17 protein-coding genes are annotated in these 12994 nt (G+C 61.4%); 9 read left to right on the forward strand and 8 right to left on the reverse strand.

Features of this window, described 5'->3' with window-relative positions:
* The first annotated feature begins 42 nt into the window (after positions 1-42).
* A complete protein-coding gene (locus J3O30_RS10005) occupies positions 43-552 on the forward strand; it encodes a GNAT family N-acetyltransferase (protein WP_207583995.1) in 510 nt (169 codons plus the stop codon).
* Between the two features lie 25 nt (positions 553-577).
* On the opposite strand, the gene J3O30_RS10010 is transcribed toward J3O30_RS10005, so the two are convergent.
* The gene (locus J3O30_RS10010) at positions 578-961 is read right to left on the reverse strand and encodes a VOC family protein (protein ID WP_207583996.1); all 384 of its coding nucleotides are present in this window, start codon (positions 959-961) and stop codon (positions 578-580) included.
* Between the two features lie 250 nt (positions 962-1211).
* Here J3O30_RS10010 and gatB point away from each other — a divergent pair, with 250 nt between their 5' ends.
* From gatB to J3O30_RS10045, 7 genes are all read left to right on the forward strand, one after another.
* On the forward strand, positions 1212-2714 hold the full coding sequence (gene gatB / locus J3O30_RS10015; RefSeq protein ID WP_207583997.1) for an Asp-tRNA(Asn)/Glu-tRNA(Gln) amidotransferase subunit GatB: 1503 nt from the start codon (positions 1212-1214) through the stop codon (positions 2712-2714).
* 3 nt (positions 2715-2717) lie between these two features.
* The gene (locus tag J3O30_RS10020; protein WP_207583998.1) at positions 2718-3221 is read left to right on the forward strand and encodes a GNAT family N-acetyltransferase; all 504 of its coding nucleotides are present in this window, start codon (positions 2718-2720) and stop codon (positions 3219-3221) included.
* Between the two features lie 4 nt (positions 3222-3225).
* On the forward strand, positions 3226-3699 hold the full coding sequence (locus J3O30_RS10025; protein ID WP_207583999.1) for a GNAT family N-acetyltransferase: 474 nt from the start codon (positions 3226-3228) through the stop codon (positions 3697-3699).
* 103 nt (positions 3700-3802) lie between these two features.
* Entirely contained in the window at positions 3803-4201 is a 399-nt protein-coding gene (locus J3O30_RS10030; RefSeq protein ID WP_207584000.1) for an NADH:ubiquinone oxidoreductase subunit NDUFA12, read from the forward strand.
* Positions 4202-4315: 114 nt separating this feature from the next.
* A complete protein-coding gene (locus J3O30_RS10035) occupies positions 4316-4756 on the forward strand; it encodes a DUF2155 domain-containing protein (protein ID WP_164009333.1) in 441 nt (146 codons plus the stop codon).
* Between the two features lie 215 nt (positions 4757-4971).
* Complete coding sequence (locus J3O30_RS10040; RefSeq protein ID WP_207584001.1) at positions 4972-5163, forward strand: hypothetical protein; 192 nt, start codon at positions 4972-4974, stop codon at positions 5161-5163.
* Positions 5164-5172: 9 nt separating this feature from the next.
* On the forward strand, positions 5173-6195 hold the full coding sequence (locus J3O30_RS10045) for a helix-turn-helix transcriptional regulator (RefSeq protein ID WP_207584002.1): 1023 nt from the start codon (positions 5173-5175) through the stop codon (positions 6193-6195).
* 58 nt (positions 6196-6253) lie between these two features.
* On the opposite strand, the gene aat is transcribed toward J3O30_RS10045, so the two are convergent.
* From aat to J3O30_RS10075, 6 genes are all read right to left on the reverse strand, one after another.
* Complete coding sequence (gene aat / locus J3O30_RS10050) at positions 6254-6868, reverse strand: leucyl/phenylalanyl-tRNA--protein transferase (RefSeq protein ID WP_207584003.1); 615 nt, start codon at positions 6866-6868, stop codon at positions 6254-6256.
* Between the two features lie 7 nt (positions 6869-6875).
* On the reverse strand, positions 6876-8231 hold the full coding sequence (gene accC, locus J3O30_RS10055; RefSeq protein WP_207584004.1) for an acetyl-CoA carboxylase biotin carboxylase subunit: 1356 nt from the start codon (positions 8229-8231) through the stop codon (positions 6876-6878).
* 4 nt (positions 8232-8235) lie between these two features.
* Positions 8236-8700, reverse strand: a complete 465-nt coding sequence (gene accB, locus J3O30_RS10060) for an acetyl-CoA carboxylase biotin carboxyl carrier protein (RefSeq protein WP_207584005.1) — start codon at positions 8698-8700, stop codon at positions 8236-8238.
* Positions 8701-8720: 20 nt separating this feature from the next.
* The gene (gene aroQ / locus J3O30_RS10065) at positions 8721-9158 is read right to left on the reverse strand and encodes a type II 3-dehydroquinate dehydratase (RefSeq protein WP_007825196.1); all 438 of its coding nucleotides are present in this window, start codon (positions 9156-9158) and stop codon (positions 8721-8723) included.
* A gap of 160 nt (positions 9159-9318) precedes the next feature.
* Positions 9319-10077, reverse strand: a complete 759-nt coding sequence (locus J3O30_RS10070) for a DsbA family protein (protein ID WP_207584006.1) — start codon at positions 10075-10077, stop codon at positions 9319-9321.
* Between the two features lie 104 nt (positions 10078-10181).
* Positions 10182-10328, reverse strand: a complete 147-nt coding sequence (locus J3O30_RS10075) for a hypothetical protein (protein WP_207584409.1) — start codon at positions 10326-10328, stop codon at positions 10182-10184.
* On the opposite strand from J3O30_RS10075, the gene J3O30_RS10080 reads away from it, so the two are divergent.
* Complete coding sequence (locus J3O30_RS10080; RefSeq protein ID WP_207584007.1) at positions 10287-11444, forward strand: aminotransferase class I/II-fold pyridoxal phosphate-dependent enzyme; 1158 nt, start codon at positions 10287-10289, stop codon at positions 11442-11444. The two genes, J3O30_RS10075 and J3O30_RS10080, sit on opposite strands and share 42 nt — an antisense overlap.
* Before the next feature lie 40 nt (positions 11445-11484).
* On the opposite strand, the gene J3O30_RS10085 is transcribed toward J3O30_RS10080, so the two are convergent.
* Positions 11485-12825 (reverse strand): DUF2778 domain-containing protein, encoded by a 1341-nt coding sequence (locus J3O30_RS10085; RefSeq protein WP_207584008.1) that lies wholly within the window; start codon positions 12823-12825, stop codon positions 11485-11487.
* Positions 12826-12994: the final 169 nt, after the last annotated feature.

A 12994-nucleotide genomic window follows, 5' to 3' on the forward strand; every position in this document is an offset into this window, starting at 1 on the left:
GGCGACTCAATGGTCTAGTTGCGTGATAACGCGGAGGTGTCGTTGATCCACATTCGCAATGCCCGCGACGGCGAAGCGGTGCTATTGAGCGAGATCGGGCTGAGGGCCTGGCAAAAGGCGATGGCGGCGATCGGCGAATCGCACGCGATGATCGACGCAGCCCGCAACGCCTTTCGCAACTTCGTGGAAAACGACTGGCTGACTATCACCGTCGTCGAGCAGAATGGCCAGGTCGCAGGCTGGGCGGCGCGCGAGGGTTTGGACGAAAACATCTCGGATTTCTGGATCGATCCCGTCTTCGCCCGCCAGGGGCTGGGCTCCGCCCTCCTTGAGCGGATCGAAAAGGAGATCGCTGATCGAGGTTTCGAGAAGGCGGCGATGCAGACCCATTCCGGCAACAACGAGGCGATCGGCTTCTTCCGGAAACACGGCTACAGCATCCACTGGCTCTCGGTCGCCTATAATCCGAAGCTCGACCGCGACGTGCCCTCGGTCGGGCTGACGAAAACGCTGGTTTCGGACGGTAAGGGCGGATACGGGCAGGAATTCTGACAAATGCCGCCGGATGCGGTTAAGCCTATGGCGGACAATCGGACGTGACGCAAAAATTATTGCCTTCGGGATCATTCAATACGCAGTAAGCATCCGTCTCGCGCACCAATGTCGCGCCGAGGGATAAGAGCCGTTTCACTTCTTTCTCCCGATCGTCAGCGGCGATATCGAGATGAACACGGTTGCGGGCTGGACGTTCTCCTTGGCGAAGGTGGAAGCAAAGGCGTGTTCCGGGACCATCGACCATCACGGTCGGGTCCGTGTCGGGCGTCAGTCCTATCGCGGCGAGGCGGGCCAACTCCTCATCGTCATAAGGCATCACTTCATAACCATCGAGCGCAGCCGCCCAGAAACGAGCAACCCGTGAGGGGACGTCGCAATCAACCACGATTTCCTTCAGTCTTGCCATGGGAGCTTTCGGTCCAAGGTATTTTTACTGAAGATAGAGATCACTATGGTATCGACAATCGGGGCGGTCGAAACTCTTGTCCATCGGTTCGTGTCCATGAAATGCATGGCCGCTCCTGGTGCAAAGCGGCCTTTCTCTGCGGGCAGAAGCGGCCGGCGGCAACTGCCATGCGATTCCGCGAAAGCCTTGCACCGGCACGCCATTTCCTTTACCTCACCAGTGGAAAAGAACAGCCTGCAAAGAGCATCAGATGACCCTTGTCGACGTCCGCACGCCCGATCCGAAACGCTTCATCCCCGGCGCCACCGGCGACTGGGAAGTCATCGTCGGCTTGGAAGTCCATGCCCAGGTGCTGTCCAATTCGAAGCTCTTCTCCGGCGCCTCGACGGAATTCGGCAAACCGCAGAATTCGAATGTCTCGCTGGTCGATGCCGCCATGCCCGGCATGCTGCCGGTCATCAACGAGGCATGCGTCAGGCAGGCCGTGCGCACCGGTCTCGGCCTCAAAGCCCAGATCAACAAGCGCTCGCTCTTCGACCGCAAGAACTATTTTTATCCCGACCTGCCGCAGGGCTATCAGATCTCGCAGTTCAAGGATCCGATCGTCGGCGAGGGCAAGATCGTCATTTCGCTCGGGCCGGACCGCCAGGGCCAGTTCGAGGATATCGAGATCGGCATCGAGCGCCTGCATCTGGAGCAGGATGCCGGCAAGTCGATGCACGACCAGCACGCGACCATGTCCTATGTCGATCTGAACCGCTCCGGCGTCGCGCTGATGGAGATCGTCTCCAAGCCCGACATGCGCTCGTCCGACGAGGCCAAGGCCTATATGACCAAGCTGCGCTCGATCGTGCGTTATCTCGGCACTTGCGACGGCAACATGGACGAAGGTTCGATGCGTGCCGACGTCAACGTCTCCGTCCGCCGTCCGGGCGAAGATTTCGGCACGCGCTGCGAAATCAAGAACGTCAACTCCATCCGTTTCATTGGCCAGGCGATCGAATACGAAGCCCGCCGTCAGATCGGTATTCTGGAGGATGGCGGCAAGATCGATCAGGAGACGCGGCTCTTCGACCCAAACAAGGGCGAGACGCGCTCCATGCGCTCCAAGGAGGATGCGCACGACTATCGCTATTTCCCCGATCCGGACCTGCTACCGCTCGAATTCGACGATGCCTTCGTCACCGCGCTCGCAGCCGATCTGCCGGAATTGCCTGACGACAAGAAGGAGCGCTTCGTGCGCGAACTCGGTCTGTCGATCTACGACGCCTCGGTGCTCGTCTCCGAAAAGGCGATCGCCGATTATTTCGAGGCGGTGGCTGCAGGCCGTGACGGCAAGATGGCGGCAAACTGGGTGATCAACGACCTGCTCGGCGCGCTGAACCGCACCGGCAAGGATATCGAGCAGACACCGGTTTCGCCGGTCCAGCTCGGCGCCATCATCGATCTCATCAAGGCTGGAACCATTTCCGGCAAGATCGCCAAGGACCTCTTCGAAATCGTGCTGAGCGAGGGCGGCGATCCCGCCGAGATCGTCGAAGCGCGCGGCATGAAGCAGGTGACGGATACAGGCGCGATCGAAAAGGCCGTGGACGAGATCATTGCCGCCAATCCCGATCAGGTGGAAAAGGTCAAGGCGAAGCCGACCCTGGCCGCATGGTTCGTCGGCCAGGTGATGAAGGCGACCGGTGGCAAGGCCAATCCGCAGGCCGTCCAGGCGCTCGTCAAGGCGAAGCTCGGCATCGAGGAATAAGCGGTGTATTTCGTCCGCACGGCCGGCGAGCGTGACTTGGAAAAGGTCCGCGTCCTGCTGGTAGAGAGCTTTCACGCCACCTATGACGGTCTGCATGGCAGGGCCAGGGTGGATGAGCTCACCACCCAGCTCTTTTCTCTCGCCGCACTGAAGACGCGCCTGGTGCGAAAGGACGCTGAATTCCTCGTTGCCGACGATGGCCGCACTATCGGCGGCATGGGGTATGCGGCGATGTCGCCTGAACTGGCGAAGACAGTCATGCTGCATCTTCTCTATGTCAGGCCGGCGCTGCAACGCCAGGGCATCGGCCGCGATCTCTTCGCCGAACTCGAAAGCTGCTTCCCGGATGCGGAAATCATGCGTCTCGAAGTCGAGCCGCAGAACGTGGCAGCGATCGCCTTCTATCACGCGCACGGCTTCACCGAGGTTGGACGCAACGAGAATGGCGGGGCCGGGCAATCCGGCATTCCCACGCTGATTTTCGAAAAACCGCTCGAAGGGAATTGAGTCCATGGCGTCCGCGTTGTCCGACATTGTCGTTCGCCAAGCGCGGCCGCAGGATCTGCCGGCTCTGGTGGCTCTATTCGCAGCCGATGCGCTCGGTGGTCATGGCGATACGATCGATCCCGACGCCTTTGCCGATTATCTCAGGGCCTTCGCAGCCATCGAGGCTTCGCCCGACCAGGCGCTTTATGTCGCGGAGTGCGGAGGTGAGGTCGTGGGCACCTTCCAGATGATGGTGACGACCTCGCTGACCGGCCGCGGTTCCTCGGCGATGATCATCGAGGCGGTGCAGGCCCGGGCCGATATGCGCGGGCAGGGGATCGGCGCACGGATGATCGAATTCGCCATTGCCGAGGCAAAAGGCCGCGGCGTGCGATTGGTGCAGTTGACCTCGAATGCGATCCGCAAGGATGCCCATCGTTTCTATGAAAGACTGGGTTTCAAGCCCTCGCATCTCGGCTTCAAGATGGCTTTGAAATGACCGGTGCTTGTCGTGGAATCGCTGGACAATTCGGCTTGGCGACGGCATAAGCGAGAAAACGAATTCTGGTTTGGCTCGCATCTGACGGGCACAAGGAAAAGACATGTGGAATCTTCTGGTTCAGACCTTTACCTGGTGGAACGGTCAGACGATGGGCACGCGTTTTGCGACCTGGCGTTTCGGCAAGCGCGTCGGCGAGGATGAATTCGGCAACGTCTATTACGAAGGCGGCATGTCTTCCTACGGCCTGCCGAAGCGTTGGGTAATCTACAAGGGTTATGCCGATGCCTCCGCCATTCCACCGGGCTGGCATGGCTGGATGCATCATCGCACCGATGTTCCGCCGTCCAAGGAGACCTACGTCGCCAAGGAATGGCAGAAGGCGCATCGCCCCAATTTCACCGGTTCTGCGCAGGCTTACCGTCCGCCAGGCTCAATCGCCGTTCCGGGTGAGCGTCCCCGCGTCACCGGCGATTACGACGCCTGGACGCCGGGCAACTGAGACGGCTCGACCGGGCAATCCCAAACCCGGCTTTTGGCCACAATTGACCTTTACCCGCAGGTTGGCCGCGCTTGACCGCGGCTGCGAACGAAGAATGTCTGGAGACGGGTACACATGAAGCTCTTCACGCGGAACAGGGTGCTGCGTGCCGCCGGATCGCTGCTGGCGCTCTCGGCCTTGCTTCCGCCAGTTGCGGCGAATGCTGCACGCATCGAAAATCCGGTAGCCGTCTTCTCCGGCCTCGACAAGATCACCGGCCGTATCACCACCTTCGACGTCTATGTCAACGAGACGGTTCAGTTCGGCGCGCTGCAGGTGACGCCGAAGGCCTGTTATTCGCGCGACCAGGCCGAAGCACAGAAGATCGACGGTTTCGTCGAGGTCGACGAGATCACCCTCGACCGCAAGATCCGCCGCATCTTCACCGGCTGGATGTTCGCCGCCAGCCCGGGCCTTAACGCCGTCGAACACCCGATCTACGACGTCTGGCTGAAGGACTGCAAGGCTAACTCGGACGTCCCGGCTCCTGACGGCACCAAGGCGACAGCCCGCTAAAAAGCGTCCCGCCAACGCGCCAGACCTTCCCTTCGTCGAACTGCAGGTGCTTCGTGACGATCGCAATGACGTCTTCGATTTCCTTACTTCGTGCAAAGGGAGGCCCAGCGGCAAGCGTGATCTTCTGAGCCCGATGTCGTCCGCCTGCATGACAGGGTACGGCTCGGATGCGTGCGAGAATGTTTCAGATGAAGCCCCGAACCAGGAGGCATCAAATGGATCTTCAGAGTCTCGTCGCTGCTCACATGCCGAACCACCGCCGCCCCACACAGATGGACGCCGCGGCCGAGGGCCGATACTACCGAAATCAGATCACCCTGCCGCCGCCCTTGGGGCTTCGGTTACTCGGCCTGATCGCAACGACCGCCGGCGTGACGCTGTTTCTGGCTGGCGTCATCAAGGCATGAGGCGTCGTCATGGTCAGACAGACCGATCATGCTATGCTGCGATCCCTTGTCACTGGGGAACGGGAGATGGACGACAGCGAGGCTGACCGGGCGTCGATCATGGCGGTGATCCGCGCCGAAACCGAGGCCTGGCTGCAGCGGGACTTCGAGGCGCTGGCGAGCCATTGGATGCAGTCGCCGCAGACCCGGCGGATGGAAGCCTTCGCCTCGCTGGGCGTCCGGGTGGACGAAGGTTGGGACCCGATCGCGGCGCGGATCAAGAAGATCGTGGAGCGATTCCCGGAGAAACACGCCTTCGAGGGGCGCGTCCGCTGGGAAAAAGTCAACATCGTCGTTGACGCCAACATGGCCTGGGTGACCTTCGATCAGATCGGCAGCGACACCGGCGAGGATCGCAAGCGCCAACTGCGGATACTTCACCGGATCGGCGGCGCCTGGAAGATCGGCTGCATGGTAATGATGGAGAGCAGCGTCGAGGAGGCGAGATGCTCGCTGATCGAGGTCGACGCGGATGCAAAAATCCTCTGGACGAACCGGCTGGCGCGGGAACGGATTCGCGGCCATCCGGGGCTCGTCGCCGCTGCCGGCCGCTTGCGCGCCCGGCGGCGTGATCGCGACGTCGCGCTGCGCGAGGCGGTGCGCCTGGCATTCCATGAGTTGCAGAGCCAGAGACCTTTGAACATCGCGCCGAAGCAGGCCTGGTCGGTGGCGCTCGGCGAGGACGCGGCGGGGATTCCGCTCTACTGCTGGGTCCTGCTCGAGGACGGCAAGGCGCTGGTTTCCTTCGACGACGCCGAGACGGTGGTGCGTCGGATTGCGAGCGCGCGGGAGGTCTTCGGCCTCTCGCCGGCGCAGACCCGGCTTGCTCGCCTGATCGTCGATGGCCACGACCTCGCCGCCGCCTCCGATCAGCTTGGGGTCAGTGTCAACACGTTGCGCACCCAGTTGCAGCGCATCTTCGACAAAACAGGCGTCCGCAGCCAGGCGGCATTGGTCCGGGCGCTGTTGAGCGCCGGGACTCCGAGCAAATAAACTCGACTGCCGGGCGCCGCGGCATCCGGCTAACCGCCGTCGCCTGATCTTTCGGAGCTTAAAACTTAATGTGTGGCGACTCCATCGCCGTGGCAAGCATATTGGCATAATCGGCCTTCGGAACGTCTATCGCTCCGAACGTCTTCAGGTGTTCGGTGGTGAACTGTGTATCGAGCAGGGTGAAACCTTTTTCCCGCAGCCGCTCGACCAGATGCACGAGGCAGATTTTCGAGGCATCCGTTCGCCGCGAAAACATGCTTTCGCCGAAGAAGGCCGAGCCCAGCGAGACGCCATAGAGACCGCCGACCAGATCATCACCGTCCCAGGCTTCGACGGTATGGGCATGGCCCATGTCGAACAGCGTCGAGTAAAGGGATCTGATCGTTCTGTTGATCCAGGTGCTCGGGCGCCCGGAGGTCTCTTCCGCGCAAGCCGCGATCACCTGATCGAAAGCGTAATCGAAACGGATCTCGAAGGGTTTTCGGCGCACCGTCTTGGCAAGGCTCTTCGACACGTGGAAATCGTCGAACGGCAGCACGCCGCGCAATTCCGGCTCGACCCAGAAAATTTCCGGGTCGTCGGCGGATTCGGCCATCGGGAAGAGGCCGATGGAATAGGCGCGCAGGAGGATTTCAGGAGTGATGCCTGGTGACTTCCTGCGCGATCCTGCCATTCCCGCCCTATGCCGCCGGTGTGTTGGCGAGGTAGTCTTCCAGCCAGTGGATGTCGTAGTCGCCGTTGGCGATATCCTGGTTGGAGACGAGATCCTGGAACAGCGGCAGCGTCGTATTGATGCCGTCGACGACGAATTCGTCGAGTGCTCGGCGCAGCCGCATCATGCATTCGACGCGCGTGCGGCCGTGCACGATCAGCTTGCCGATGAGGCTGTCGTAATAAGGCGGGATCTTGTAGCCCTGATAGGCACCGGAATCGATGCGTACGCCGAGACCACCCGGAGCGTGAAAATGCGTGATCGTGCCGGGCGAGGGCACGAAGGTGCGCGGGTGCTCGGCATTGATGCGGCATTCGATGGCATGACCGGAAAAATGCACTTCATCCTGGGTCACCGAAAGACCGCCGCCGGAGGCGACGCGGATCTGCTCGTGCACGAGGTCGATGCCAGTGATCGCTTCCGTGATCGGATGCTCCACCTGCAGGCGGGTGTTCATTTCGATGAAATAGAACTCGCCATTCTCGTAGAGGAATTCGATCGTGCCGGCGCCGCGATATTTCAGCTTCTTCATGGCGTCGGCGCAGACCTGGCCGATCTTCATCCGCTGCTCGACGTTGAGCGCCGGCGAATTCGCCTCTTCCCAGACCTTCTGGTGTCGCCGCTGCAGCGAGCAGTCGCGCTCGCCAAGATGAATGGCATTGCCTTCGCCGTCGCCGAACACCTGGATTTCGATGTGCCGCGGCTTGCCGAGATATTTTTCCATATAGACGGCATCGTTGCCGAAGGCGGCCGCCGCTTCGGTGCGCGCCGTCGACCAGGCCTCGATCACGTCGGCCTCGCTCTTGGCGACCTTCATGCCGCGTCCGCCGCCGCCGGCCGTTGCCTTGATCAGCACGGGATAGCCGATTTCAGCAGCCGTCTTCAGCGCATCCTCTTCGGTCTTCACTTCGCCGTCCGAGCCCGGAACGACGGGAATGCCGAGTTCCAGCGCCGTCGTCTTGGCGGTGATCTTGTCGCCCATGATGCGGATATGATCCGCCGTCGGCCCGATGAAGGTGATGCCGTGGGCTTCGAGAATATCGGCGAACTTGGCATTCTCCGACAGAAAGCCGTAGCCCGGATGCACGGCGTCGGCGCCGGTGATCTCGCAGGCGGCGACGATCTGGTGGATATTGAGATAGCTCTCGCGCGAGGAGGGCGGGCCGATGCAGACACTTTCGTCGGCAAGCCGCACATGCATGGCATCGGCGTCGGCGGTGGAATGAACCACGACGCAGGCGATGCCGAGCTCCTTGCAGGCCCGAAGCACGCGAAGGGCGATTTCCCCGCGATTGGCGATGAGGATTTTCGAAATCATGGGCATGGGCCTATTCGATGACGACGAGGGCTTGGCCGTATTCGACGGGATGTCCGTCATCGACGAGGATCTCGGTCACCTTGCCCGACTTCGGCGAGGGGATCTGGTTCATCGTTTTCATCGCTTCGATGATGATCAGCGTCTGGCCTTCCTTGACTGTCGCGCCGACTTCGATGAAGGCACGCGCGCCGGGAGCCGGCGCCATGTAGACGGTGCCGACCATCGGCGCACTGACGACATTGGCGGGATTGCGGGCGGGAGCGGCGGCCGGCGCAGTTGCTGCTGCCGGAGCGGCGGCTGCGGCATAGGCAGGCGCTGCGATCGGCGCCTGGACATATTGCGGCGTGCCTGCACGCGAAACGCGAATGCGCAGGTCGTCCTGCTCGACCTCGATCTCCGTCAGATCCGTCTCGTTGAGGATATTGGCGAGATCGCGGATCAGTGCCTGATCGATACCCGATTTCTTTTCAGCCATGGTGTTGCCCTGTCTTATTCTTATGCCGTGATGTTCTTCAGCGCATGAAGCGCCAGGATGTAGCTATGAGGCCCGAAGCCGCAAATCACGCCCTTGCATGCCGGCGCAATCATCGACTTATGGCGGAATTCTTCCCGCGCATGAACGTTGGATATGTGGAGTTCAATGACGGGAATGGAAATAGCGCGGATCGCATCATGCAGCGCGACCGAAGTATGCGTATAGGCGCCTGCGTTGATGGCAACGCCGACGGCCTTTTCGTCGGCCTCATGGAACCAGTCCACAAGCGTACCTTCGTGATTGCTCTGACGGAAATCGATGTCGAAGCCGAGTTCGCGGCCGGCGGCCTTGCAGTCCGCTTCGATGTCCTTCAGCGTCTTGCCACCATAAATGCCGGGCTCTCGTTTGCCCAGCATGTTCAGGTTGGGGCCGTTCAGGACGAAAATCGTTTGCGTCATCGAATGTTCCGTAAAATGTACGACGGCAACCTATAGACTCCGTGAAGGCTGAATGAAAGCCCTTACGGATTGGCCAGCGGAATCACGCCACATTTGTCCACATGGTTGAAACGCTTCGATTTTGGCGATTTGATGGGCGGCCGGCTGGCGGCTCACGTGCTCAGCAGGCGGTCTTGCCGCAGCTGCGCATATTCTTGACCTTGGCTTCGAGATCGTCGAGCCCGACGGCGCCTGGCACCAGTTCGTTGCCGATCACATAGGACGGCGTGCCGCTGATGCCGAGACTGGAGGCGAGCTGGTAGGTCGCCTGGACGACACCATCATTCGGGCTCTTTGCCATCTCGGCGCGAATCTTGTTCTCGCTGACGCCGAGCGAAGCTGCAACCGCGATCGCCGTTTCGTCGGAGGCGCGGCCTTCGGCGCCGAGAAGCGCGACATGGAAATCGGCATATTTCTCCGGCGCCAGCTTGCGGAAGGCGTCGGCCACCTTGTGGGCTGCGACCGAATCCGGCCCGAGGATCGGAAACTCCTTGAGCACGAAACGAACGTTCTTGTCCTTCTTGAGCATCGCCTGCATGTCGGGAAGCGCGTGACGGCAGTAGCTGCAATTGTAATCGAAGAATTCGACGACGGTGACATCGCCCTTGGGATTGCCGAGGGTGACGTCGTTCTTCGAATCGAAGATCGCGGCCGTGTTCTCGTCGATCGCCATATTGGCCTTCACCAGCCGCTGGGCTTCCTGCTTCTTCTGCAGCGCATCCTGAACATCGAGCATGATCTCGGGATTCTCGATCAGGTATTGCTTGATGAATTCGCCGAACTCCTTCTTCTGCTGGTCGTCGAGCGCTGCCGCCGGAAACGGAAGGGCGATCGATGCGGCAAGTGCCAGTGCGGTGAAGGTTTTCGGAAGAAAGGCCATGATATCCTCGTCAACGGCGATGTGGTCGTCTCTCTGTCGAAAAGACCGTCGCCGGGTTATGGACTTGAGTGCGTCGCGTCAAGGTACGGTGCGTTGTGTTCTGCTCAAACAGGAATTTTCATCCCAGCGTGACCCTCGCGGGATTGTGATGAGCCGATTAATGCGGCAATTGTCAGGCCGTCAGTGAAGTAGCCGAGCGAGAAGCGATCTTGTTTTCCATATCGAAACGCAGCGAAGTCGAGCCATTTCATGCCATGGACGTCCTGGCGGAGGCGACGAAAAGGCGGGCGGCCGGCCAGCCCGTTATCTCGATGGCGGTCGGTCAGCCCTCGCATCCCGCCCCTCAGGCTGCCCTTGAAGCAGCGCGCGCAGCTCTTGCCGAAGGCCGGATCGGTTATACCGATGCGCTGGGAACGGCGCTGCTGAAATCGGCACTTGCCCGGCACTATAAGGATCGCCACGGCCTGGAGATCGATCCCAAGCGGATCGCCATCACCACCGGTTCCTCGGCCGGCTTCAACCTCGCCTTCCTGTCGCTCTTCGATGCCGGCGATGCTGTGGCGATCGCAAGGCCTGGTTATCCCGCATATCGCAATATCCTCGGCGCGCTTGGCTTGAAGGTTGTCGAAGTGCCGGTAACGGCCGAGACCCACTTCACCCTGACGCCTGAGAGCCTCGAGGCGGCGCAGAAGGAAAGCGGCGTGACGCTGAAAGGCGTGCTGCTCGCAAGCCCCGCCAACCCGACCGGCACGGTGACCGCTCGCGATGGGCTGAAAGCGCTCGCGGACTACTGCGCGGCCCATTCCATCGCCTTCATCTCCGATGAAATCTATCACGGGCTGACCTTCGCCGGCGAGGAGGCCAGCGCGCTGGAGCTGACCGACGAGGCGATCGTCATCAACTCCTTCTCCAAATATTACTGCATGACCGGCTGGCGAATCGGCTGGATGGTGCTGCCGGAGCGCCTGGTGCGGCCGATCGAGCGGGTGGCGCAAAGCCTTTATATCTCTCCGCCCGAACTTTCCCAGATCGCCGCCACGGCCGCGCTCGGTGCCGGCGACGAACTCGATCTTTATAAGGCGAGCTATGCCGCCAACCGCGACTTGCTGATGCGCCGCCTGCCGGAGATCGGCCTTGCGATCGCGTCACCGATGGACGGCGCCTTCTACGCCTATCTCGACGTCACCCGCTTCACCAATGACAGCATGGGTTTTGCCAAGCGCATGCTCGCGGAAATCGACGTCGCCGCAACACCCGGCCTCGACTTCGATCCGCTGGAAGGACATCGAACCCTGCGTCTGTCTTATGCGGGCTCGGAAGCCGAGATCGCCGAGGCGGTGGAGCGAATCGCAACCTGGTTGAAATAGCGCCCGCGGGCACGCCAGCGGCTGCGCGCTCTCCTATTGCTTAGCTGCGCGATGAAAACAGCGAGGCGAGCGTCGAAGCGGGCTTGTTGTTCAGCCGTGGCACCACCACGAGCTGCTTGATGTCACCGCGCTTGTAGGCGGCGAGGAAACGGCGGTAGTCCTTGAAGGAGACGCAGCCGTTGGAATCACCGTTTTTGCCGAGCATGTAGGTGTGGGCCAACAGGCCGACACGGTCATAGATGGCGTCCGCGCCTTCGAGCGGGGTCAGCCGCAGCGCCTCGACACCATGGAAAAGGCTCTCGCGCATGGTGAGGGCATAGGTGTGCGGCGGCGTCGGCCCGTGCATCTTCTTATTCACGAAACGCGGGTTGTCGCGCATCTTGCCGAGACCGGAATGGGCTTCCAGCCTCTCGCCGTTCGGCAGATAGACGGTGCTGTTCTCGATGTCGTAGATCGCCACACCGGCGCGCAGCTTCGGCGAGAAGACCGGCTTGTCGTAGCGTGGCACTGCATCGTCCTTGTCGTCCTCGATCGGCGAGTTTGGCTGGGCGTAGGCAAGTGCAGGTTCGCCGGCGCGCTGCGAACCCTTGGCGACCGGCGCCGGCTTGCCGATAAGGCCGTCGGGACGCGCCATCGGCAGCGGCACGGAGTCTTCGTCGGGCGTCAGCACCAGATCGAAAGGCGGCGCGTCGTCGGCGGCGGCAACGGCCACCGGTGCGGGTTCCGAGGCGGGAATTGCGGCGGTGCGGACCGGAGATGCTGATGGTTCGACCGGAGCCGGTGCGATCTGCCGGGATCCGGCATCGGCAAGTGCCAGAAGGGCCGGGAGTTCGGCAGCAGCAACGGCCTCCTTCGAGGGAATGATGACCCGGTCGCCGTCGTGTTCTTCCGTCGCTGCCGAGGCGACATCGACCGGCGCCTGCGTGATCACATCATCCTTGCGGAACTTGGCGCTGTCCGAAATTGCCGCCACGACTGGCTGCTCGGCAGCCATGACAAGCCGATTGTGTTTTGTAAGTGCCGCCAGTGCCGTTACGGCGGCGGCAGTCTTGTCGGCGTGGGATTGAATGAGGCTCGCCGTCAGCGGGATCTGCGGCTTCGCATCGAAGGCGGCCAGCCGGTCAGCCTTGCCGACATGGATCAGCCGTTCGTGGGGCGTCGCCGGTTTGGCCTTCGGCGCGGATGCCACCTGCGTGAATCTGTCGGGCGGAGAAACGGGCACGGCCACCGAGTGCATTGTCGCCAAGGTCGCGATCAACCATGTGGAGGTCAGAAATCCGGCGCCGACGACGCCGTAAAGAAAGCCGCGAGATCCGCGCAAACGAAAGGCAGATCCGCCAAGAGGGGTGACGTCATCGAACGTCCCGACCGCAAACGCCATACTACACTCGTCTTTCAAACTCGCTACGCAGGCCGGCGGCACTGACTGACTACACTTCGCCGGGGCCGGTATAGGCGCAAGTGGGCCGAATTTAGACCACTCGCGACTTCCGACTGTCTCGCAAGGATGACGAATTATGGTTTCTAATTTATTTACGCCGCGTCGCTCT

Origin of the sequence: Rhizobium sp. NZLR1 (genome assembly GCF_017357385.1) — a bacterium.
In the GTDB taxonomy this organism is placed as follows: domain Bacteria; phylum Pseudomonadota; class Alphaproteobacteria; order Rhizobiales; family Rhizobiaceae; genus Rhizobium.